Origin of the sequence: Roseiconus lacunae, from assembly GCF_008312935.1 — a bacterium.
Lineage (GTDB): Bacteria > Planctomycetota > Planctomycetia > Pirellulales > Pirellulaceae > Stieleria > Stieleria lacunae.
Genome location: NZ_VSZO01000053.1, coordinates 149,980 through 172,838, shown reverse-complemented (window position 1 = coordinate 172,838; position 22,859 = coordinate 149,980). Strand labels below are relative to the sequence as shown.

Annotated in this window: 15 protein-coding genes and 1 tRNA gene; 10 read left to right on the top strand and 6 right to left on the bottom strand. The window is 56.4% G+C overall.

Going from position 1 to position 22,859, the window contains the following annotated elements; all coding sequences use genetic code 11:
* Positions 1 to 36: 36 nt before the first annotated feature.
* Positions 37 to 720 (bottom strand): hypothetical protein, encoded by a 684-nt coding sequence (locus FYC48_RS23770; RefSeq protein ID WP_149499285.1) that lies wholly within the window; start codon positions 718 to 720, stop codon positions 37 to 39.
* A 201-nt stretch (positions 721 to 921) separates the two neighbouring features.
* Here FYC48_RS23770 and FYC48_RS23765 point away from each other — a divergent pair, with 201 nt between their 5' ends.
* Positions 922 to 1,836 (top strand): heme-dependent oxidative N-demethylase subunit alpha family protein, encoded by a 915-nt coding sequence (locus FYC48_RS23765; protein ID WP_149499284.1) that lies wholly within the window; start codon positions 922 to 924, stop codon positions 1,834 to 1,836.
* A 117-nt stretch (positions 1,837 to 1,953) separates the two neighbouring features.
* On the opposite strand, the gene FYC48_RS23760 is transcribed toward FYC48_RS23765, so the two are convergent.
* From FYC48_RS23760 to FYC48_RS23750, 3 genes are all read right to left on the bottom strand, one after another.
* A complete protein-coding gene (locus tag FYC48_RS23760) occupies positions 1,954 to 3,057 on the bottom strand; it encodes an exonuclease domain-containing protein (protein WP_149499283.1) in 1,104 nt (367 codons plus the stop codon).
* Between the two features lie 133 nt (positions 3,058 to 3,190).
* Positions 3,191 to 5,224, bottom strand: coding sequence for a DUF4129 domain-containing protein (locus tag FYC48_RS23755; RefSeq protein WP_149499282.1), 2,034 nt, complete (start codon positions 5,222 to 5,224; stop codon positions 3,191 to 3,193).
* A 456-nt stretch (positions 5,225 to 5,680) separates the two neighbouring features.
* The gene (locus FYC48_RS23750) at positions 5,681 to 5,899 is read right to left on the bottom strand and encodes a DUF4339 domain-containing protein (RefSeq protein ID WP_200836689.1); all 219 of its coding nucleotides are present in this window, start codon (positions 5,897 to 5,899) and stop codon (positions 5,681 to 5,683) included.
* Positions 5,900 to 6,378: 479 nt separating this feature from the next.
* Between FYC48_RS23750 and FYC48_RS23745 the strand changes: the two genes are divergently transcribed.
* The 4 genes from FYC48_RS23745 to FYC48_RS23730 all read left to right on the top strand — a co-directional run bounded on the left by FYC48_RS23745 (position 6,379) and on the right by FYC48_RS23730 (position 11,558).
* A tRNA-OTHER gene (locus tag FYC48_RS23745) sits at positions 6,379 to 6,452 on the top strand.
* A 361-nt stretch (positions 6,453 to 6,813) separates the two neighbouring features.
* A complete protein-coding gene (locus tag FYC48_RS23740; RefSeq protein WP_149499281.1) occupies positions 6,814 to 8,523 on the top strand; it encodes a hypothetical protein in 1,710 nt (569 codons plus the stop codon).
* A 454-nt stretch (positions 8,524 to 8,977) separates the two neighbouring features.
* Positions 8,978 to 10,480, top strand: a complete 1,503-nt coding sequence (locus FYC48_RS23735; RefSeq protein WP_149499280.1) for an HTTM domain-containing protein — start codon at positions 8,978 to 8,980, stop codon at positions 10,478 to 10,480.
* Positions 10,481 to 10,745: 265 nt separating this feature from the next.
* On the top strand, positions 10,746 to 11,558 hold the full coding sequence (locus FYC48_RS23730) for a sugar phosphate isomerase/epimerase family protein (RefSeq protein ID WP_149499279.1): 813 nt from the start codon (positions 10,746 to 10,748) through the stop codon (positions 11,556 to 11,558).
* Positions 11,559 to 11,787: 229 nt separating this feature from the next.
* Here the strand turns inward: FYC48_RS23730 and FYC48_RS23725 are convergent, their stop codons facing one another.
* On the bottom strand, positions 11,788 to 14,046 hold the full coding sequence (locus FYC48_RS23725; protein ID WP_149499278.1) for an SH3 domain-containing protein: 2,259 nt from the start codon (positions 14,044 to 14,046) through the stop codon (positions 11,788 to 11,790).
* A 668-nt stretch (positions 14,047 to 14,714) separates the two neighbouring features.
* On the opposite strand from FYC48_RS23725, the gene rpsB reads away from it, so the two are divergent.
* The 4 genes from rpsB (at position 14,715) to FYC48_RS23705 (ending at position 19,336) form a co-directional block, all read left to right on the top strand.
* Positions 14,715 to 15,482, top strand: coding sequence for a 30S ribosomal protein S2 (gene rpsB / locus FYC48_RS23720; protein WP_149499277.1), 768 nt, complete (start codon positions 14,715 to 14,717; stop codon positions 15,480 to 15,482).
* Positions 15,483 to 15,775: 293 nt separating this feature from the next.
* Entirely contained in the window at positions 15,776 to 16,750 is a 975-nt protein-coding gene (gene tsf / locus FYC48_RS23715; protein WP_149499276.1) for a translation elongation factor Ts, read from the top strand.
* Between the two features lie 135 nt (positions 16,751 to 16,885).
* Complete coding sequence (gene pyrH / locus FYC48_RS23710) at positions 16,886 to 17,647, top strand: UMP kinase (protein ID WP_149499275.1); 762 nt, start codon at positions 16,886 to 16,888, stop codon at positions 17,645 to 17,647.
* 153 nt (positions 17,648 to 17,800) lie between these two features.
* A complete protein-coding gene (locus FYC48_RS23705) occupies positions 17,801 to 19,336 on the top strand; it encodes a sulfatase family protein (protein ID WP_149499274.1) in 1,536 nt (511 codons plus the stop codon).
* Between the two features lie 141 nt (positions 19,337 to 19,477).
* On the opposite strand, the gene folD is transcribed toward FYC48_RS23705, so the two are convergent.
* Entirely contained in the window at positions 19,478 to 20,365 is an 888-nt protein-coding gene (folD, locus tag FYC48_RS23700; protein WP_149499273.1) for a bifunctional methylenetetrahydrofolate dehydrogenase/methenyltetrahydrofolate cyclohydrolase FolD, read from the bottom strand.
* A gap of 166 nt (positions 20,366 to 20,531) precedes the next feature.
* Between folD and FYC48_RS23695 the strand changes: the two genes are divergently transcribed.
* A complete protein-coding gene (locus tag FYC48_RS23695; protein WP_149499272.1) occupies positions 20,532 to 22,238 on the top strand; it encodes an NADPH-dependent assimilatory sulfite reductase hemoprotein subunit in 1,707 nt (568 codons plus the stop codon).
* The last annotated feature ends 621 nt before the right edge of the window (positions 22,239 to 22,859 follow it).

Here is a 22,859-nt window from a genome sequence, read left to right as displayed (position 1 = left end):
TCAAAGCGGGCTATTGATGGGCTTCGCGGCAGTTCATTAGCGATCGCTTGCTTTCGCAGGCGTCTGATCAGTCGACCGCCGATCAGTCCTTTCCTTCCGTTTCATCTTGATGCGACCGGGAAACGCCATTGATTCGAGCTGCGCCTTTGACGGTGCCGACTTGCCGACCACCTTAGCAACCTCGGCCGCGATTTCTTCTGCATCGACCAGTGAGGGTTGCACCAACGCAAAATTTGCAGTCACTTTTTGTGCTTTTCCGACCAAAATGGTCAGCTCCACGTTCCGATTCAAGCCGTATGAACCAGGCCCATCTCCCCCATCTGGTGAAATGCCGACGGGGACGTTCAAGTTCAGCGATGGACGAGCGCGATTGAGAAAGGCCTCGGCTTCCGATTGGTCGTCGGAGAGCCAAGCGACATAGACTTTTGCTGTTTTAAGTGATTCGGTGTATCGCGTGATGGCGCGCGTCAGCGCAAAACCGGGGCGTGTTAGATCATGGACGAAGACGATCACGATCGGCGAATCTCCGGCATCGTCGAGTGGCGCAATCGTTTTCCCCGCCAGTTCGTCGTACACACCGTTCAGTTTGAATCCCGGCAACATCTCGCCCACTTGAGGTCCAGAGAACACCGGATCGGCAGCCGTGGAATCGGTGATGGCCACGCCTAAGACGAAGGCAACACCGACGATGGAGACGCCTAACGATCGTACAAAATTCATGGCTTCACTTGGCATGCGGGGACTAAAAAAAGTAGCGTTGTCAATTGCGTCAAAGCTTCGGCAAACACACTCAAACGTTGCCGCAACCTTAGGCAGCCCACTCCTTTCGCCGCACTGACGATCCGGGCGTCCGACCTCTGTCGCGACCAGACGACACGATCCATCGACCGCGATTCAGTATACCGGGTTCTCCGTCTAAATATGATCGAACTGTTTCCACTGCAACGCTCGGAGTTTCAGCACCAGTTCGGGATCTCGGCGATGCCGGCGCATGTCCCGATCTTTCGAACGATCGACTGCCATGGCGACAAAGTTTTGCTTAAGCGTGAACTACTGTCCGGCGCTCATCGAGATCACTATCTGGTGCAATCGCCAAGTGATCGACCGGGATTCCAAACCGATACCGATCACCGAAGCTTCGATGATCCCCCGAATCGACGCCTGAACAGATTTGTAACCTGGGCGATCGAACGCAGCGAACACCTGTCTGAGGACTCGCGCTCGCCCCACGGCGATATCGAACCGTTTGATGCATACCCGCCACTCGAATGGCTTTATCGGCAAACACAAGAAGACATTGTGTTCTTATCGCCCGAACCGCCATTTGTCGTGACCGGGGGATGCGTTTGCTTCCCCAGCGGATGGTCGTTGCCGAACAAGGTCGGACAACCATTGCTGGAGGTCCATGACGGTGTCCCCGGGTTCGCCGAACAGCTTTGGAAGAAGACGTCGGGTTTAATGTCGAGATTAAAGATCGATCGAAGTGTTTGGCGGAGCAATTGGGGTATCCGCCCTTCGCCCGATCTCGATCAATCGCTGCGGAGGACAGCGTCGGTTCAAAGCCAGCGAGATCAAATCAACGAAGGCAATGCGATGCGGCATTGCTACTTTCGCGTCGAGTTTCAAACGCTCACCAAGCTTGACGAGATCGGGATCGTGTTCACGATTCGTACGACACAATGCCCATTGGCATCACTGACAACCGAGCAGCTGACGTGTCTGCTGAACAACCTGCGGTCCTGTCCCGAAGCAACGTTGCGTTACAAGGGGATCGCCCCGATGCTGGACGCGATTTGTACCGGCATCGAACGACAGCTCAACGCGTCGCCACGCTAACGGATTCGGGGCGTTTTCCGAGAGTCGCCGACCGACGTGCGCCGGTAGTCGCCCGGCCCCCAGGGTGAAAGCTCGTCGGTCGATCGGACGACCAAAACATCTGGTCGAGATAGAGCGTTAGACGCCGAGCCGTTTTAAAAAGTCCGCTTCACTTAACACTTCAGCTTGCGAGAATCGTTGCCGATGATCATTCGAGTGATCGGCGGTGACAACAATCACTTGAGTCGACTCGTTCGGTTCCGATTGGAGTATCCCGCCGGCCCGCCGAGTGAGCTCGATCGCTCGCGTTTTCGTCATGACGCGTAACTCGCCGACGATGGCTACGCTGCGCCCGCGGAGCGGCTGAATAAATTCACAACGCACCGCAACACGTTGCCAGTCGATGCCGCTCTCGACAGGGGGCAAGCCTTCGGCGATCGTGTTTGAGCCGGTTACTTGATAGCCGGCCGGCGACTCGTTGGTCGCAATCGGTTCGCCCGGCTGCGCCTCGGTCATCGCTTGTTCGTCGAATGGGTTGATGGGGAATCGCAACGGACGCACCGAACTGCGTCGCAAGCTCCGGCTCGCATAGCCTTTTGGAAGCCGACGTTTTTCCTTTGTTTTCTTGTTGCCTGGGCGTCGACCGTCAACGCGTTTGGCGTTCTTGACACCCCACTCGGCCAGTTTTCCCCGCGACAGTCGCAGTTGTGATTCAAGGTCGCTCATCGACGTGGCACCGGCGGAAACACCGGCCGCGAGGAGCACTTTGGCGCAAGCTCGTGAATCTTCTAATGCGTCATGATGACGAAACTGAATGCCAAGCCACGATGAAAGCGGCTTGAGTCCGAATCGTTGTCGATTAGGCCAAGCATGACGGGCGATCAAACGGGTACACGAAAACGGCAACGTTGGAATCGTACGGCCGTGCTTTTCCAAACAAGCTTTCAGAACCCCAATATCGAACATCGCGTTATGGGCGATCACACAATCATCGCCAATGAACGTGCGAATGTCGTCCCAATGATCGCCGAAGGTCGGTTCGAATTCGACGTCGGCTGGCTGAATGCCATGAATGTTGATGTTGATCGGCGAAAAAAAGAACGGCTCCGGCCGGATCATCCACATCCGCTCGCGCACGATTTCGCCTTCGCGAACCACGACGGCCGCCAACTGGCAAGCGCTATCCTGGCGGCGATTGGCGGTTTCAAAATCGATCGCGGTAAAATTTGGTCGAAATGGCATCCCAAAAGTGTACGCGTGAAGTTCCTACGATACTAGGATTGGAAACGCGTCTTCGCGGTGGTTGCACGATCCCAACCAGTTGGCTCAAGCTCGTGTTTCGCCAACATTAGAATTTAGGGTTGGTCGCATGGCGTCAGACAGACGACGTCGGTGGGCTGGGAACTTGCCGAGTCATCTGCTGCCAGAGCGTTTGCGTTGCTTCGACATCACGTCGACTAGCGACGCCGCGACCATACACGATACGGTCGTACGCATTTCCCAGCCGATCGGCGGCCGGTCCGACCGAGGCAAAGACGCGCTGCGCGTCGGCATTGTGTTTGGACAGACTTCGCAGCCGAGCCATAAACTCCGATGGCGTTTCGTCGTGGCGCCTCGCACACCCACGTTCCCGGGCCCACGCTTCGAAAGCTTGAAACGTAATCACAACGACACGTTTGGGGTCGGCACCGGGGACGAGCGGATTTTGAAATGAAGCGAAAGGACGCGGGGGAGCATCAACTTGAAAGGTAGCCTTTTCGCCCGATGCCTTGCTGACAGGCTCCTCGTCCGAACCAAACAACGAGGCCAGCCATTGCCGGATTCTCTCGCGCATCTGGTAAAGATAAATCAATACGATCCCGGCCAAGACTAAGATCAAGACAAATTTAAGAAGCGAACCGAGTGCGGAAAACAACCCACCGATCGATGGCATCGAACTTGACGGTTTCGACGCGGCCGACCGCTCCGCCTGACGATCGGAGGACGCGTCTCGCCGGTCGCCCGATTGCGATTGCTGGTCGGTTGAACTCGAATCAGAGGATTCCGAATCCGGGTTGTCATTGCCTTGTTGTTTCGGTTGATCAGATTGCTGCGAAGCATCTGCGGAACGATCACCCGACGCCTCCTTTTTCTCTGTCGTCTGGTTGCCCTGCGAAGCTTGTTTGTCTTGCGGCGTCTGACCGTTTGACGCCGATTCGCTGGCGTCGTCCGCTTGCGACCGAGATTTTGACTGCTCCGACTTTTGGTCTCCCGAGGATTGCTGCCCAGCCTTCTGGCTCTGCTCCATTGATTGAGCTTGCTTGGAATCGGAGCGTTGGTTTTGACTCGCTGATGATTGCTGATCGGATGGTCCCGACCCTGACTTTTGAGACGAGGTTTGTTCGCCGCTTTGGGCATCGCCGCGATCAGGCTTCAACTGATCGGCTGGCCGAGAGCCTCCGGATTCTTTTGGATCGTTTTCATTGTCTCCAGAGCCTCGCGATTGCTTGTCACCATCTTGTTTCTCCCCGGTCTGCGCGTCCCCTTCGTCGTCGGATTTTTCTGCCGCATCGTCTCCCCACCCATAGCGACTCGCCGTCATCTCGTTCACCTTCAAGAATTCAGGCATCGACAGACTAGCGATCGCGTTCCCCGGCAACGGGGCAAGGTAGGAGAGCATCAGCAACGCGGCGATCAACCCGATTCCACCAGCGAGCCAAGCGACGGTGACGTCCCCCGGCATATCGACCTCACGTTGTCGAAGGTATCGACGCAGGTTCAAGAAGCTGGTCGTGACCAACAGCGACAGGCTGGCGAACAGATAGACGCCCAAGTAAAACTTTGCGCTCGACCACACTGCGGGATGATTTCGCATCACGAATTGGCCGATCCCGAACAGCGGTAGCGCCGCCAAGGCTAACAAAAAAACCGTGCGTCCAGGTTGGTGCGAGCGTTTACGTCGCTGTTGTTGCTCGGACTGCGGGCGATCATCGGGCTGATGCTTGACGCCTTCCCTCATCATCTTGATTTCGTCCAAGCCCCGATCGATCAATCCTTCGCCGCTGGCATCCGTCTTCTCATCGATCAGCGTGCAGTCGTGAGTGATTCGATCCGCCAAAAAGGCGATCAAGACGATGAACCCGAGTGAGAACACCGGTGACCCGAAAAACTGCCAGGAGACGAAGAACATCGCGGCACCAAGCCCGAACGTGTACGCGGCCGCATAGCTACGATCAAACTCGATCACGATCCTCGCACAAGCGACCGCGCCCATCGTGTACATGACGATCAAGTACGAAAGCCGGCCCTGATACTGACCACCGGTGAATAACATCACAAAGAACGAAGCTAAGCTGCTGATCATCAAAAAGATCAACACAGGGCTCACCGCGATCGCGGCATAGTCGGCGAGTTGCGGGCGGCGCGACAATCGAAGGTTCCGATTAGATAAAGTGTCTGTCGTTCAACCTGAATTGTGCTTCGTCAAAATCTGAATTTGGATTTCGCCAAGTGGTTTTGTCCCAAGTCGTGTGCGGCAACCGGAACAAACCAGCAGCGGTTGATGAGACTGACAAATGGCTTCGATTTCGACGAATGCTTTAGCTTAGCCGGAATCACACCGCAAAGGTAAGCGATTTAAAAATCGGCGTCACAATCGACGCGAAGCAAACATCGAGTGTCGGTCTGGCGGTTCAAGCGACTTGTTAATCAAGCAAGTCTACCGAAGGGCATTGGTATCTACACATCATCCTTTACCTTCGGGAGGAATTGTTGGGTGAGGTTGATCGGCTCGGTTGACAGATTGCCCCTCCCCGCGGCGTCGCAAGCTTGTTCGCGACCCTCCCACAGCTTTGCGATTACTGAACGGAATTGCTAAACGGATTTGCTAAACCTTGTCGGGGTGAGAACGCCGCCAGCGTTCCATCGCGGGTTTAATCTTGTTCATCGGAATCCACTTGTTTCGTGTCTTCGCACTCTGAACCAGCGTCTCCGGGCTGATTTCGCCCTTATCAATCCGGGCTAAAAGATCCGCCTCGGTGATTGGACCAATTCGACGTGCCTTCCGCAGCCATCCGCTGGCCATGTAGAACCATTTTGCCGACATAGTGAGTTTCCCTGCAAAGGAGGCGACGTGACCGAGGTCCAATCCGTTCGCATCGTAGAGAAATCCTTTCCTTGACCCCTAGATCAAGTTCGACTGTTTCACGATTTCCCTTCAGTTTAACGAAGGATTCTTCGCTAGTGTGAAGCGATTGAGGGGATTTAGACGCCGTAACCGAACTTTGCACTCGTCCGCCGATGTTTCCCGAGCGTGTCTGCGCCGGCGAATGACGCACAAACGCCGGGCATGCCGCGATTTCGCCATCGGCGACCGCTTCAACCGCGTCGATGATTGAAAAACAGTCGACAGACCAGGGTCTGTAACCTTCGCCGTTACGCGAACGGTCGCTATATTTCTGCGTTTTCCGATCAGAGCCGCAAAATGAGAGTCGCGAGGGAACCGTTCGCCGGAGCAATTTCGGCGGGTCGTAAACAGTTTCCGGTGCAAATCCAGCGGTTCTCGCCGAGTGCTCTTCAATCGACGCCCCCTTCGTCTAGTTGGCCTAGGACATCAGGCTTTTCCGCCTGAGACGCTCGTTCAAATCGGGCAGGGGGTACTTCAGCCGCAAAATCAAACAGGTCGCAATTCGTTAGGTTTTTGTGTCTCCAGCGACGTTAGATTGATTGGTTTTGGGCGCAGTTCGGCCCTCGATCGGTGGGTGCGTCGCCGTCCGCCAAAACCAGGCGAGTCGGAACAGAGAAGCGAAATCGAAGCTAATTTTCCCGATCGGAACTGAGTTAGGGGCGAAAAAATCGGCCCGTGACTTGGCTATCTGGAGCGGTTCGGCCTAATTTTGTTTGACGTCACTCGTTGTATCAGTGGATAATGCGTCGCCGCGGTGTCTATGGCCTCGCCCGACGCTTCTATTCATCCACCGCTCGCCACTAATCAACTCGTCACCAGTAAACGGAATTGGCATGACCAGTCCTTCTAGCAATCTGCCCCACCGCTCACCCGCGCAAGCGAAGGCCGAGGCGGCAACAGCGTCGTCGCAAACGAGCCGTCAGAGCTATTTGTTGGCGATGTTGACGCTTGGCATGCTCGCCGCTTTCGCCGTTTTGGCAAGCAATGCCAGCGGGCAAGCCCCTAAGTATGAAGTGCTCGAAGTTGAGGAATTGATTGACAAGAACGTCACAACGATTGAGCGGCGGACTCGGATGTTTCTAACGATGGATGACATTTCGTCTGTCCCTGCCAACGAGATGGCGGTGTTTGGACGTTTTTACGGACAGTACATCCCAGCGAAAATCACGCAGCCCGATGCGTTGCACGAAATCAATGACATCATGGCCCCGGCTTACAACGTCACGACCCGGGCGATGCGTTCGCCGACTGCGGGAACGAACCGCGCGATGAACTGGCTTTATCAAGGTATGAAGCGAGTCGCGATGGGAAACTACCAGCCGCCGGCGCGTGTCAACGCAATCACTTTTATCTCGCGTTTGGCTCGGCCGGCTGGACAGCGAGGCGGGGTGCCACAACCGTACCCATTTGTCGGCGAAGACATGAAGCAGATTTACATGGATGAATCGGCTCCCGATGGTGTTCGCGCCGCCGCGCTTCAGGGCCTGGAACGATACGCTCGCTACACACCTATCGCCCGGTTCGACGAAGGCATGCTGGCCGAAATCAAACAAGCAATGGAAGCATTGCTCGCTTCCGATCCGCCGTCGGGACGCGATCCACTTGCCCACGCCTTCTTGCAGCGATACGCCGTTAGCATCCTGACTTACATCAGCGAGGATGCGTCAATCGGAAAGCAATTCGTTAGCATCAGCACTAACGATGCCCAACCCAACTTGATCGGTCTACACTCCGCAGCCGCCTTGGCCGGATTGCCCGGAAAATTGACCGCAGCGGATGTCAAGACCAACGAAGTCCTTCAGAAGTGGGCCGGTCGAGTATTGAAATCCTTCAAGAGTGAAATCGATCGACTGGAGCGAATGGAAAAGAAGATGACGAGCCAATCCCAGCCGTCGCCACCCGAATCGTTCCTGAAACAAACCGAGTTGGCGACACAGCCGAACCGTCGCATGGCTGGCATGGACATGATGAACATGGATGCTGGCTATGACGAAATGATGGGCGGCATGGACGGTAGCATGATGGAAATGGAAGACCAGATGGACCCGATGTCGATGATGATGGGCATGGGGATGGGGATGGGCATGCGATCGCTTGAAAAACCACAACCTCCGGAAGTTGTCGCGACGCGAAAGAAACTGAATTTCGCTCTCCAGCAAATCGTGCTCGGACTAACCGGAAAGCCGGATGCAATCACCGACCCCGAATCTCTCCCGAACCCGCAAGAAGCCGCCGGGTTGCTTGCCGCAACGCCACCGGGGGAAATGGAAAGCGTGAAGGCATGGGTTTCAGCCATGATCGACGTACAAACGGCGCTGAACGACAAATCGGTCGGCACTGCTCGTGAGTTTTCGAAGAAACTGACCGAACAAATCGAGACGTTGACGGCTCTGGCGGAAGGCAAATCAGTTACGAAAAAGGCCACCACCGACCAACCGTTCTTTTTGGGTGCTCCTGAAGAGAACGCCGATCCACAACCGCCCGCAGATGACTCGGCGGCACCGGCGGCAGATGCTGGGCTGGAAGCATTGATGAACAATTAGCACGCGCGGTGACTCGATCAGCCGCTCGGCCTTAGCCGCGGTTACTACCTGGGTAATTGACCGTCGAAGGAGTTCGAGTCTGCGGCACTCCGCGACTCTGATCCGTTTTTCCGTGGCACTTCACCCGACGGTCGAGTGAAGCGTTCCGGTTAAAAATTCTCTCCGATGGTTGGCCCGCTGACGCCTTCGACGTTGATCAGTTCCGAGAGTGATTTAGAAAAGCGTCTCTTCGCTGTGATCAAGACACCGAATTGAGCAGAGAACTCAGTTCGAGTTCTTGCCACGGTGATTGCGAAGCTTCGCTGATAGCGCGAAACACGTTCGACTTTATCATTTCCAACTCACCAAGGCCGGTGGAATCGATCCACCGGCTATTCTTATTGGACGACCTGCCTTGATCGGTCGGATCTCGCACCTTCGAAACCACCAATCGATCCAGAGAGCCGCTCGGCCGATGACGGCGCTGCCACTAGCATGGCTGCGCGTACTGGTCGGTGTCACTTATTGGTTTTGGGCCAGCGGATACCTTGCCGATGATCGCTGGCGTGTGTTCTTTCAGCAGCCGCGATTTCTATTCAAGTACGCCGGACTGGAATGGGTTCAACCATGGCCCGGCGATGGGATGTGGTGGCACTTTCAATTGACACGTCTTGCGGCGGTCTTTTTTGCGATCGGGTTCATCACGCCAATTAGCGCGGCGATACTCGCGTTTTCGATGGCGTTCGTCTTGGTCAGTGAACGCCAGATATACAACAACCACGATTATCTACTTGCCTGCGTGGCGCTTGTTAGTGTGTTTCTGCCGATGGCGAGACAACTGTCAGTCGATCATTGGTTGAGGGGCAATTGCGGCGGCCCGCAAGCGATCCGCCGTTGGCAGTGGTGGCTTGTCCGGTTCCAACTCGGGTTGCCATATGCCTTCGGTGCCATCGCAAAACTCGACCAGGACTGGCTGTGTGGACTCCCCACCGAACTTTGGGTTCGGTCCCGTGTCGACACACCGTTGATTGGATCGGTGATGGCACTCCCACACATGAATCTGTTCATCGCATGGGGCGGCCTGCTATTCGATGCGTTGATTATACCGGGGCTTTACTTTCGTCGAACACGATCCTTCGCGATCACCGCCGCACTGGTGTTCCACCTCACGAACGCAACGATCTTCACGATCGGTGTCTTCCCCTGGTTTATGTTGGCGACGATGTGGGTGTTTTTCTCTTCGAACGCCATTTCAAATTTCACGTATCGAATTTCATCGTTGGCACAAAGACGATTGGGGATAGCGAACGCAGACGTGGTAAGAGTCGACCGACCGACGCGAGTGGTCGCGGCGATCGGTCCTCGGCATTTAGCGGGCGTTGTGCTTGCGTTTGTCTATGTCACAGTTCAGTTGTTGCTTCCGGTTCGACCATGGCTACTTCCCGGAAATGCCAGCTGGAACGAACGAGGGCAACGGTTTTCTTGGCGAATGATGTTGCGACACAAAGATTGCCTCACCTGGTTTCGCATTGAAACCGGCGATGACCATTTGTTCGTTCCCGCAAACTTTGTAATGACGCCAAACCAGTTAAGACGGGCACCGCGTGATCCTGAGCTGGTCCGCCAAGCGGCCGTCCAACTTCGATCAATGGCACAATCGATCGGTGTCTCCAATGCCAATGTCTATGCTTTGCATCTTGTGTCGCTGAACGGGCGCCGTCCGAAATGCTTGGTCGATCCCGATAAGGAACTGACGAGGGCGAAACGTGGCTGGTGGTCCGACGACTGGGTGAAACAAGATCCTGGTCCACCCAAGAAACCGCCATACCGTCAGCCATTCGATCGCTGGTGGCAAGATGTCGATCCGCCTCCACGATTTGTCGACCTGATGACCATGCGTCCCAGCGAAGCGCAGCGTTTGTTTGATCAACTGATTGCGTCACAACAGTCCGACGCTTCTGCCGACGATGAACGATGAAACCACAGCTAACGCTGGACTGCCCTAGAGTTGCGACTGCGACACGCAGATGCTGCACAGTTTTTCTTCCTCGCTGTTGACCGCGAGGTCTTCATGCCGAGCAAGCTACAAATTCGAAGGCGTCCGATAGACTTTTGAAAAAAGTGTTTTGACATCAAATGGTTCGCGCATCGCTGGGGCGGGTGATGTATTACAATCGCGTCCAGCACTGGCCGCTTGGGTGATTTAGCCAAGCGGGGATCGTTACCTGATTGGTCAAACACGGATGAACAAGTTATCTGTCAGCCAAATATCAACCTTGCGTTGGGATTTGGAAGCAGACGTCCACGCGTACTACGAGCGTGGGTTCCGCGGCATCGGATTGTATCGACCGAAAGTCGAAGACTTTGGCGTCGAACGTGCAGCGGAGTTGCTTGCCGAATACTCGATGGCCGCGACTTCACTTTCATGGGCCGGAGGGTTCACCGGGAGTGACGGTAGGACATTCGAAGACGCCGTTTCGGACGCCATCGCAGCGGTGATTCAAGCCGCCGAATTGGGTGCCGAAACGGTGATTATCCTTGCCGGCGGCAAGAATAATCACATCAAGAACCACCTCCGCCGCGTGCTCTACCAAGCGCTCTGCCGTATCGCCGCAGTCGCTTCGGAACATGGAGTTAAGGTTGCGATCGAACCGTTTCACCCCGGTTGCGGTGAAGAATGGTCTTTCGTCAACGATTTCGATGCGACGCTAGACATCATCGAGCGAGTTGACAATCCAGCGCTGGGTCTCGTGCTTGACACTTACCATTTGGGGATGGAATGCGATATCGCTCACGCGGTCGCCGACATCGTCCCGCACCTGCACTTGGTTCAACTTGGCGACGGCCGACATTGCCCGCACGGTGAAATGAATCGCTGCCTGCTTGGTGACGGGCGCGTTCCATTGACTGACCTCATGGATCTACTGTTCCGCAACGGATACCAGGGTCCCCTGGAAGTCGAATTGATCGGCGAAGATGTTGAACACCTAGGCTACGATAGCTTGCTCGATCACACCCGTGCCTACCTCAGTCACGCGTTACCTCTGCACTGTTAGAACCTGCCCCGGTTAAAACGCGCCAATCGGCTTCGGCCATGATGTAATCGCGGCATCACCGAAAGCCTCCGCGGCTTCCGCTACGAGGTTGACTTAGTAGCGGAACGCGCCGAGCGTTTCGGCCGATGCCCCGTCAACGATTCGGAACAAGACTCAGTCGCGACAAAACAGAAAGTCCCCGCGGCTTCCGCTACAGCCGGAGACTCTCGATTCGAACCGAAAGACGACACTAACGCCGCAACACTTGATCGACCAAGTAATGCGGCGTGTTCATTCCTTCGAGATACTTCTGCTGCCCTTGCACAGCGACCCGACTGTTGAGATGCGTGCGCAGATTGATTCCTGGATAAGGCGTCACATACGCGATCGTCACCCCTGCCTCATCGGTCAACGCGTAAGGCGGACTGTTAGGGCGAGACGAATACACCTGCACCAGAAAGCCGGTTGCGTGCTCGGCAGGCTGCGACTTCGAAGTGACAGCACTGGCGTCGGGCACTTGCTGACCGCCCGTCGAGAATGAATCCGCAGTCGAATGAGACGGTGTTGGCGATAGGCCAGCGGGCAACTCACTTGAAGGCAGTTCCTTCAGCGGCATCGCCGCCGAGGCGGGCACTACCAATGGTGACGCCGTTGCGACAGGCTGTCGCTGCAACCCTGTACCGTCATCACGAACGATCGTCGGACCGTCCCGACGCGCCGCGACATAGCGATACTCACGCGCACGCGACAACAACTCTCGGGTACGATTGGCGCTCGCAATCACTCCAGTTCGCAACAATTCATCGGCGCGATGGATCAGCGGATCCATTTCATCCGCGCTCGCGGTCTCGGCGATTAACTTCGACAGCCATCGATCGACTTCGTCCACATTCGCCGCCCTCATCGCGTCGCTGACACGTGCGATCTGCGAGACGCGTACCTCCCGCACGCCTTTGCGTGGCGCAACGCTTGACGACGCCACCGCCCGGCCCCACCCAGAGCCGCCAGCACGCACGATGGCTGCATTCTCATTGACCGCGCCAACTTGGCTAACCTGCGGTTGCCCGAGAGAACTTAGCGACTGCGGCGGCAAATAATTTGGCTCAACCGGCGAACGCCGCCCGGGCTCAATCTGCCACTGCTGGCCCACCGCCGGCAGGTCCAGGTTACCTTGAGCCAAACGCTGCTGACCGGAGGTCCACTGGGCATCGCGGGCCGGCTGAAGATCAAGTGAACCTTGATCACGAGTGTCGATCTGAACGATCCGCGGTGGGCTAATGAAATTTGCAACCACATCGGAAACTTTCCTCAGCGGTGTTGCGATCGCCGAAACGGCCGCGGCGGCGCCATTGGCAGATGGCACTGCAGGTGACTCGGAAAGCGGCTCGTCGCTTAAGACTGATGTCGAGTCGCCATCAAAATCGAGCGCGGCTGCGACCTTGTCGCCGCTCGGCTGACTCCAGTTCTTTTTAAGACCGCTACCGATCACGGCGCCACGGTCTTCAAACTCCTCCGCCGGAGCATTGCGGTGGAACTGAATCGCCCGATCTTTCACGACTGTCTTCGGCGATGCCTCACGGGAAGCAGTCTCCATCGCGGAGAGCTTTCGCACAGGACGCAGTTCGGGGACATCGCTCGCAAGCTTCAAGCCTGGGTTGTCGCTTTCGGATGCCGATTGCCTTTTCTGTTCTCCCCGGGCGTACTCGCGATCGCCGGAACCCGCTTCCAGCGTCGCAGTCTTCGGTTCAGCGGCCTTCACCTCGGCAGCCTGCCGAACCGGTTGCGGCAACGATTTGGTAGCGACTTTGGTTTGAGTGGCACGCTTTGCGATTGCAGCGGCGAGCGATTCGGCCGAGTCGGCGACTTGATCACGGTGCACCCAACGAAACTCGCCGGACGGAGGCACGATACGAAGCCAAGACTTCCCGCCCGCTTCCGATTCGCCGTCGGTGACCTCGATCACCGTGACTTCTTCACCGGACTGAAGCTGGACCTGCCATCGATAGCGTTTGGCTTGCCCTAGATTGGTGCCGATCCAAGCGATCGTCTTGTCCTTCAAAACGGTCGCGACTTGACCATTGCTGTCCAGCCTTACCGAATCGCCTGAGATCCAGCAAAAGCTATCGTCGGTCGGCCGGACGCCCAGCCAGCCATCACCGGTTTCGACGTAGACTTCCAACTCTTGCCCCAATCGCAGCGGATCAGTCCGATAGTGCGTTTGCCCGGGGCCACAACGTGTGAACGCTTTTGCTTCAGCAACGAACACCACATAGGGCTCGGCTGTCGAACCCGCCGCTGCGTCACTCGTGTCTTCTGCCGGAATGTCCGCTTGCAGTGCAGGCGGATCGCTTAGCGGCTGAGGAGAATCGGCAAGCGTAGACGACGAAGTCCAGAAACATACCTGCCCGACGGCAATCCCTGCGGCAGCAAGCACGTTGGCAAACTGACGCCGAATTGGCAGCGGGAAACGATGAGCGTATGAACTGGATTTCACTGCGGAGACTTCCATGTCTACGGATCCGTGACTTGGTTTCAATCGAATGGAATTTGGCGGCAAAAACGCAACCAACGGAACGACCTGGCCGGGTCGACACCAGCGTCCAGCCTTCGACATAGCTAAGAAGTGTCCTCCGGGGCAAGACAGAACGCCGATTGGCGAGTCACACGACGCAGGGCCTGCCACCAACGTTAGCCGGAAAGCGGCGGCGGACGCCATTGAGCGAAGCCTAAAAACAGGACCAAACATCACACCAGCCACATCTGGGGATCGCGGCCCCCGACGTTGTGGCCGGGAAGGAAAATCGCTGTGATTACTTCACAGACACCCGAGGAGAAGTCCGATATCCGTAGCAGCGGTGCAACTTTGATGCCTTGTCGTATCGAGGTGCTTCCGCTACTCTCTGACCCCCTCACCTGTCAAATCAGGTGATTGGATTACTTACTTCCCCCAATTCGTCGGCCAAACAGGACGAAGGGCCCCGCCGAGTGCGGGGGCAACACCGGGACCTTCGCAGCGATCTGCGTAGCGGTGATTGCCAGTCCCTGGGAGCGGATTTGTCGCCAAATGAGCCGACCGCGAATCGATTTCCCTCTCGGTAAATCGTCGTGGAGCCCACGTTTGACGCCAGCCGTTTCGAGCGAGCCTCTGCTGACCACTGACACGGAGAAACTCTGTCGATGTCGAATCCTATCGTACAAGAAATGATCGAAGCTGGTGTTCACTTCGGGCACCGCACCAGCCTCTGGAACCCGAAGATGAAGCCCTACATCTTCGGCAGCAAGAACCAAATCCACATTCTGGATATCCGCGAAACACTTCGTGGGATGTTGCGAGCCAAGAAATATCTTGGCCAAGTTGCATCGGGCGGATCATTGATCCTATTCGTCGGCACCAAACGCCAAGCCGGCGAAGCAATTGAAGAGCAGGCATCGCGCTGCGGCATGCCATTCGTTAGCGAACGCTGGCTCGGCGGTACGCTCACGAACTTCCGCACGATTCGCAGTCGCCTGGGCCGCTTGGAAGAGCTGGAAAAGATCCGTACGAGCGACGCGATCAACGGCTACAGCAAGAAAATGCAATCGGCCTTGAACCGCGAATACCGCAAGATGTACCGCAACTTGAACGGTTTGCGGACGATGAACCGTTTGCCTGAGTGCTTGTTCATCGTCGATCCTGGCAAAGAGCGCAACGCGGTCCGCGAAGCCAAACGACTGGGCATCACCACCGTCGGCCTGATCGACACCGACAGCGATCCGTCGCTGATCGACCTCCCGATCCCCGGTAACGACGACGGGATTCGCAGTATCGAGCTGATCCTCAAACAGCTTTCAGAAGCAGTGATCAAGGGACGCGGGCAGAACGAAGTTCCCGCCGAAGCGACCGCCCCTGCCGAAGCAGCACCGGCGGCCGAAGCCCCCGCCGAAGCAGCGAGTTCGGAAGCCTAATCGAGCCTTAGCGAGACTCACTCAACACGCGGTGTCGCCGTGATGGCACCGCATCGATAACATTCACGACACCGCGGCAATCGCTTGAACCATTCCCCGCGCCCGGTGTCGTCACTCTGCCCCACCTCCTGATCGAGTCAGCATCGATACTGGCATCGCAGGCCTACGGGGCCGATCGCGTTTCACCCACCCAACGCCGTTGACCGAATGACCGGATCGGATAATCTGGTCGAACGATCTCTGGCACCCCTTCACACAAAACAACTCAGATTTAGACAAAATCGGAGGAAGCCATGGCTATCTCAGCCAAAGACGTTAGCGAACTCAGAAAGTCCACCGGCGCAGGCATGATGGACTGCAAGAAAGCCCTCGAAGAGTCCGGTGGGGACCTCGAAGGCGCACTCGATTACCTTCGCAAAAAAGGCCAAAAGGTTGCCGCAAAGCGTGCCGATCGCGAAGCCAACGAAGGCGTCGTCGTCGCCTTGGTCGAAGGAAACAAAGGCGCACTACTGGCGTTGAGCTGCGAAACCGACTTCGTCGCCAAGAACGAAGACTTCGTCAAACTTGCCGAGCAAATCGCAAAAGACGCGGTTTCCAAAGGCCTGACAACGAAAGAAGAAGTCGCTGCGATGGAATTCGACGGCTCGACCGTTGCCGAGAAACTGGTCGAACGCACCGGAACGATCGGCGAAAAGATCGAAGTCGCCGATTTCCAAACCGTCGAAGGCGAGCAACTTTCCTCGTACATCCACGCCGGAAGCAAGATCGGCGTTTTGGTTTCCTACAAGGATGGCGGCAAGGACGACGCGCCACAATTCTTCCGCGGTGTCGCGATGCACATCGCAGCGATGAGCCCGAAAATCCTGACCCCCGATGAGTTCGACGCGGACTTTGTCGCGAAGGAAACCGAGTCGCTGCAAGGACAGATCAAGGTCGAAAACGAAGACCGCGCCCGGCTTGGCAAACCGCTCAAGAATGTGCCTCAGTACGCAAGCCGTAAGCAACTGACTCCCGAAGTCATGGCGCAAGCCGAAGAAGCCATCAAGGCTGAGCTGAAGGCCGAAGGAAAGCCAGAGAAAATCTGGGATAAGATCGTCCCCGGCAAACTCGAGCGTTTCGTCGCCGACAACACGTTGCTTGACCAAGAGAAGTGCTTGCTAAGCCAATTCTACGCACTTGACGATTCCAAAACGGTCGAAGCCGCCGTCACAGAATTCGCCGACGGTGCCGAAGTGGTGGCGTTCAAACGCGTCGCCGTTGGTGGCTAACGCCAATGATCGCACCAACGCGATCGTCACACCAATGATCAATCGAGAAACCTCGTTTGTCCCCTCGGGATGAACGAGGTTTTTTCGTATGCTCTTGAAACCTCGCCACTTGTTTTCCCATAGAGCCGCATCGCTATGACCGACCGCAACGAATCGAATCTTCAATACCGCCGTGTCATCCTCAAACTTAGCGGTGAAAGCCTCGCTGATTCCGGTGGCCGCGGGATAAGCAGCCAGGAAATGGGGGAGATCGCAAACCAAATCAAACAGGCTCACGAGTCGGGTTGCCAAATTGCGATTGTCGTCGGCGGTGGAAACATCCTCCGCGGTGCGCAGTTTTCCGGCTCGAACGCGCTCGTCCAAGAAGCAACCGCACATTACATGGGCATGCTGGCGACGATGATCAACTCACTCGCGATGCAAGACGCCATCGAGCGGACCGGCTTGTCGACCCGCGTCATGTCGGCGGTTCCGATGGACAAGATCGCGGAAACATTTATCCGTCGGCGGGCAATTCGTCATCTTGAAAAAGGCCGTGTGATTATCCTGGCGGCCGGAATCGGGAACCCCTTTGTGACCACCGATACCGCGGCAGCCCAACGTGCCTTGGAAATCGACGCCGATGTCGTCCTGAAAGCCACACGGGTGGACGGTGTGTACAGCGACGACCCAGAAAAGAACCCACACGCGGTGCTCTATGACTCCCTGACGTTCCGGGACGTGACTGAAAAGCAACTTCGGGTGATGGACGCAACCGCGATCGCACTCTGCGCCGAACACGACAAGCCCATCCTGGTGTTCAACTTTAAGAAGTCCGGGAGCATCGTCCGTGCCGTTAACGGCGAAACGGTCGGAACCTGGATCGGCGCCGATCAACGGCAGTCGGCCAACGCATGACGCTTTGTCTTCGGCAAATCGTTGACCTCGGCAAATTCTCTTAGCTCGGACGCTAAAAACCGCACTCGATGATCATTGGCGAGTAGGCTATGGGGACACGCTTCGGGCCGTCACCGGGCGGCGCCTCCCCCCAACCGTTCACCACCTCCCAAAATGCCTCAACGAACCGCCGTCGCAGCAATAGCTGCACCGCTCGTCGTCCTGTTTTTATCCTGTGTCCCGGTTCAGTCGGCCGAGCGCAATGTGATCTTCGTGATCACCGATGACGAGAGTCCCACGCTGGGCTGCTATGGCGATCCGGCGGCGAAGACGCCCGCGATTGACGCGATCGCCAAAGACGGCGTGGTCTTCGATCGTGCGTTCGCCACGACCGCCTCGTGCAGCGCCAGCCGTAGTGTTGTGATGAGCGGTATCCACAACCATCGCAATGGGCAATTTGGTCACCAGCACCATTACCACAAGTTTGCCAGCTTTCACGACATCGTGTCGTTGTCGTTACCATGTGTGATGGCGCGAGCCGGCTACCGGACTGGTCATATCGGTAAGTATCACGTTGCCCCGGAAGCGGTCTATCACTTTGACACGTACCTTAAGGGCAACGGGCGCAACGCGGTCGAGATGGCCAACAAGTGCGAAGATTTTATCAAGAGCAACGACAGAGACCGTCCATTCTTCTTGTACTTCGGAACTTCGGACCCACACCGCGGCGGCGGAGTGGACAAGACCAGCGAATCGGAGCTGAAACCCAATCTGTTTGGAAACAAACCTAATCGCGGATCTTTTCCCGGCGTCGAAGAGACATTCTTCGACCCTTCGGAAGTCACCGTGCCGCCGTTTCTACCCGACACGGCGGAAACCCGTGAAGAACTCGCGCAATACTACCAGTCATGCTCGCGTGTCGACGCAGGAGTTGCCCGGTTGGTCGAGATCTTAAAAGAGGCAGACCTTTACGAGAAGACACTGATCGTCTTTACGAGTGACCATGGGATGGCCTTTGCCGGTGGAAAGACGACCGTGTACGAAGGCGGCCTTCACGTTCCGATGGTCGTCCGAGACCCATACCAAGAGCGACGCGGATTCCACTCTCAAGCGATGATCAGCCATATCGACATCACGCCCAGCTTGCTCGATTTCGCCGGCGGGCTCGATCACCAAAAGAATGCGCCTAAGAACATGCTATCGGCCAAGAAATTTTGGCAAGAACGCGACGAGGCACTTCAAGAAAATCGCAATGGCAACCACCCTTTCGACCAATACCACGGTCGTTCGTGGATGCCGTGCCTGTCGGACCCTGACCGCCCCCATCACGACGCGATTATGGCGTCACATACGTTTCATGAAATCCAGATGTACTACCCGATGCGGGTTGTTCGCGACGACAAGTACAAGCTGATTTGGAACATTGCCCATCCATTGCCTTATCCCTTTGCGTCGGACCTGTGGGCGGCGAGTAGCTGGCAGGCACAACTGGCAAAAGGCAACGACGCTCCCTACGGACAGATGACCGTCGGTCGCTACGTCCAGAGGCCAGAGTTCGAATTGTACGACATGGCAACCGACCCCCATGAATCAACGAACTTGGCAGACAGCCCGGGACATGCGGACGTTCTGGAAGCGTACCAAGCGAAACTGAAGCAGCTACAAAAGAAGTACCAAGATCCCTGGATTATGAAGTGGGACTACGAATAGCATCGAAATCCCCGGACGCTTGGACATCAAACAAAAGAAAGCCCGTTGCGACAATTCGCCGAGGCTTTCGGTCACGCCGCGTTTCGGTCTCGACCGGATCGGTTGACCGATCATCGGCCGAAACGCTACCGAGTTGATCAATCACCGTCCCGTCTGCAACTTGGCGGCCATCAACGTATTGTGTAGCAACATCGCGATGGTCAGTGGGCCGACGCCCCCCGGGACGGGAGTGATTGCTGAAGCGATTTCGGCGGCGGCGTCAAAGTCCACGTCGCCGACCAACTTGTCTTCAACCCGATTGATCCCAACATCGATGACGACGGCGTCGGGTTTGATCATGTCGCCGGTGATCATCTTGGGTCGACCGACGGCGGCGATTAGGATGTCAGCGTCACGGCAGGTCGCCGCCAGATCGGCGGTGCGACTATGAGCAAGCGTCACCGTCGCGTTGGCAACATCGGGGCCGCATGATCCACTTTTCTGAGCCAACATCATCGCCATCGGCTTGCCGACGATCTCGCTGCGTCCGATCACGCAAACCTTTTTAGCCGACGTTGAAATCCCAGAGCGGTGTAGTAACTGGACAATCCCATGAGGGGTGCAGGGCAGAAAACGCGGCCGACCCTGCATGAGCAAGCCAACGTTGATGGGTGAAAACGCATCAACGTCTTTAAGTGGATCGATCGCGTCAAGAATTTCACGTTCGTCGTAGTCATGGCCTGCCGGTAAGGGAAGCTGAACCAGGATTCCGTTCACGTTGGCGTCGGTGTTCAGTTCGTTGACCAGCGCGAGCAACTCTTTCTGCCCGGCATCAACGGGCAAACGGTGAGTCCGTCCCTCGATGCCCGCTTTCTCGCATGCCCTGGCTTTATTGCGAACATAGACCTGACTCGCCGGGTCTTCACCGACGAGGACAGCGGTCAAGCAAGGGGCAGGAGCACCACTTGCGACAAATTGTTCCACGCTCTTGGCCACTTCCGCGCGGATCTCCGCCGCAACACGCTTTCCATCCAGTATTTCTGCCTTCATCTCCACCTGACTCGCTTGTTCAATGTTGCCCCGCTAAGGCAAAAACCCTATTCCCGAAGGTGACATCGCCATAGTGGGATTGCGGTGCGCCCGTTATAGTTTGCTCAGATTCACAGTTCACAGACTGTTGATCCGCCAGTCGTTATCACACAGGATTTTTCACTCGATGTCTACCGAAGCGCCCAAGCTTAGCCCCCTGGAAAAGATCAAAGAAGACAGTCAGTTCTTGCGCGGGTCGATCGGCGAGGAACTGGCAAATGATTCGGATCATTTTGACAAGTCCGACATCCAGTTGCTGAAGTTTCACGGCACCTATCAACAAGACGACCGCGACAAGCGCGCCGAGCTGAAGAAGCAGGGTGGCGGAAAAGCCTACTCCATGATGGTTCGCTGCCGCATTCCGGGGGGCCGAATCACCAGCAAACAAATGCTGGCCCAGTTGGATCTGTGCGACGAGCTGGGTACATCGACCATCAAAATCACGACGCGGCAGACACTGCAGCTGCATGGGATTTTGAAAAAGGATCTGCGTGAAACGATCAACCGCATCAACGAGATGGAATTGTCCACTCTGGCAGCCTGCGGCGACGTGAACCGAAATATCATGTGCTGCCCCGCCAAGCGAGTCGGTGGCGTTCATGACGAGATGGCAGAATTGACCGATGCGTTGACTCACGCACTTGCCCCGCAGACACCTGCGTATCACGAACTGTGGGTGACTGATCCTGAAACAGGCGAAAAAACACTCGAAGGTGGCGGCCCAGTTTCTGAACCGCTTTACGGACCTCGCTACCTGCCGCGAAAGTTCAAGACTGGGATTGCCCTGCCAGAAGACAACTGCATCGATATCTACACCCAAGACCTCGGCTTCCTAGCGGTCGTCCGAGATGGCAAAATCATCGGCTACAACGTCTTGGTCGGTGGCGGCATGGGAACCACCCCGGCACTCAAACGGACTTACCCGGCGCTGGCAAAGCGGATGGCATTCTGCACTCCCGATCAAGCGATCGACGTTGCCAAAGCAGTCATCAAAGTCCAGCGCGACTACGGCAACCGCGAAGACCGCAAAGTCGCACGGATGAAGTATCTGGTCGATCAATGGGGGATCGAGAAATTCCGCCGTGCCGTCGAAGAGTACTTCGGTGAGCCACTGAAGGATTGCACCGAGGACGAAGTCACCGGTGTCGACGATCACATGGGCTGGCAGGAACAAGGTGATGGAAAACTCTCGTATGGCCTGAGTGTCGAAAATGGCCGGCTATACGACAACGATCAAATCCGCCTCAAAGCGATGATGCGTGAGATCTGCACGACGTTCGGTACCGAAATGCGGATGACCGGATACCAAAGCATCATCTTCACCGACATCGATCCGGCCGACAAAGACAAGTTGATCGAAATCATTAAACGGCATGGGGCGCCGACTACCGAAGAGACGAGCACGGTTCGGCGCTGGTCGATGGCCTGTGTCGCGCTGCCAACTTGCGGTCTTGCGATTACCGAAAGCGAACGTCGTCTGCCCAGCCTCATCGATGACCTGGAGCAACCGCTCGCAAAGCTTGGACTGGAAAAGGAACGCTTCACAATCCGAATGACGGGATGCCCGAACGGATGCGCACGCCCCTACAACGCGGACATCGCGCTCGTCGGTAAGGCCAAGGATAAGTACACGATGTTCCTCGGCGGTGGCTGGCTAGGCAATCGCTTGGCCTACATCTACAAGGACCTTGTCCCCTCCGATCAGGTCGTCGATGAGATCGTTGCTGTCGCAAAGATCTTTAAAACAAATCGCAACGAAGGCGAATCGCTCGGCGATTTCTGCGACCGAATCGGCAAGGACGATTTGCTCGGGATGACCGAAGCGAGCGAATAGGCAATGCCGAATTGCCGTGGCGACTTCCTGACCGTCTCCGCAGAAGCGGTGATGCCGAATTGCCGAACTTAGCCCGATAGTTTCGAGTTATCAAAGCACTCGCCAGTAGTCACTTGAAACCTTTCGGGCTGGGCATGCGCGTGTGCTTTCAGTCGTGCCCCGACTTCTCCTCACTTCGTGGCAGCTTCGAATGTTCGCTCCTCGTAATCCGTCTAGATCAAATGTTCGGGTATGACTCATCAGCGGACGAGCGTTGGCCCCGGTTGTTGCGCCAAAACCGCAGCTAACGCCGATCGGCTAGTCTGAAAACCGAACGGTCTTGATTTGATCTCCGGGATTGGCTCATCAGCCGACGGGTGCCGGTCCCGGCCATTGCTCGGAAACCGTGGTTACCGCCAAGCGGCTGATCTTAGAATCAGATGTCGATGAACGAGGGAACCGCGATTTCTTCGGCGTCTTCTTTCGCACTACCAATGCGGCGTTCCTGAGTCCCATCCACCATCCGCAAGAAGGGCGCGCTCGGATCGGTCCTGTACCATCTGAAACCGGGCCTTAAGGCGAGCGCCGTCGACACACCTTCTGGGGTAGAAGGGAAATCGAATTGCCCTCGCAGGCACTCGC

Excerpts from the sequence above, each read along its gene's own strand:
- tsf (WP_149499276.1), top strand. The coding sequence starts at position 15,776 with ATGGCTATCTCAGCCAAAGACGTTAGCGAACTCAGAAAGTCCACCGGC.
- FYC48_RS23760 (WP_149499283.1), bottom strand. The coding sequence starts at position 3,057 with ATGCCATTTCGACCAAATTTTACCGCGATCGATTTTGAAACCGCCAAT.
- pyrH (WP_149499275.1), top strand. The coding sequence starts at position 16,886 with ATGACCGACCGCAACGAATCGAATCTTCAATACCGCCGTGTCATCCTC.
- FYC48_RS23740 (WP_149499281.1), top strand. The coding sequence starts at position 6,814 with ATGACCAGTCCTTCTAGCAATCTGCCCCACCGCTCACCCGCGCAAGCG.
- rpsB (WP_149499277.1), top strand. The coding sequence starts at position 14,715 with ATGTCGAATCCTATCGTACAAGAAATGATCGAAGCTGGTGTTCACTTC.
- FYC48_RS23725 (WP_149499278.1), bottom strand. The coding sequence starts at position 14,046 with ATGGAAGTCTCCGCAGTGAAATCCAGTTCATACGCTCATCGTTTCCCG.
- FYC48_RS23695 (WP_149499272.1), top strand. The coding sequence starts at position 20,532 with ATGTCTACCGAAGCGCCCAAGCTTAGCCCCCTGGAAAAGATCAAAGAA.
- FYC48_RS23735 (WP_149499280.1), top strand. The coding sequence starts at position 8,978 with ATGACGGCGCTGCCACTAGCATGGCTGCGCGTACTGGTCGGTGTCACT.
- FYC48_RS23730 (WP_149499279.1), top strand. The coding sequence starts at position 10,746 with ATGAACAAGTTATCTGTCAGCCAAATATCAACCTTGCGTTGGGATTTG.
- FYC48_RS23770 (WP_149499285.1), bottom strand. The coding sequence starts at position 720 with ATGAATTTTGTACGATCGTTAGGCGTCTCCATCGTCGGTGTTGCCTTC.
- FYC48_RS23750 (WP_200836689.1), bottom strand. The coding sequence starts at position 5,899 with ATGTCGGCAAAATGGTTCTACATGGCCAGCGGATGGCTGCGGAAGGCA.
- folD (WP_149499273.1), bottom strand. The coding sequence starts at position 20,365 with ATGAAGGCAGAAATACTGGATGGAAAGCGTGTTGCGGCGGAGATCCGC.
- FYC48_RS23705 (WP_149499274.1), top strand. The coding sequence starts at position 17,801 with ATGCCTCAACGAACCGCCGTCGCAGCAATAGCTGCACCGCTCGTCGTC.
- FYC48_RS23765 (WP_149499284.1), top strand. The coding sequence starts at position 922 with ATGATCGAACTGTTTCCACTGCAACGCTCGGAGTTTCAGCACCAGTTC.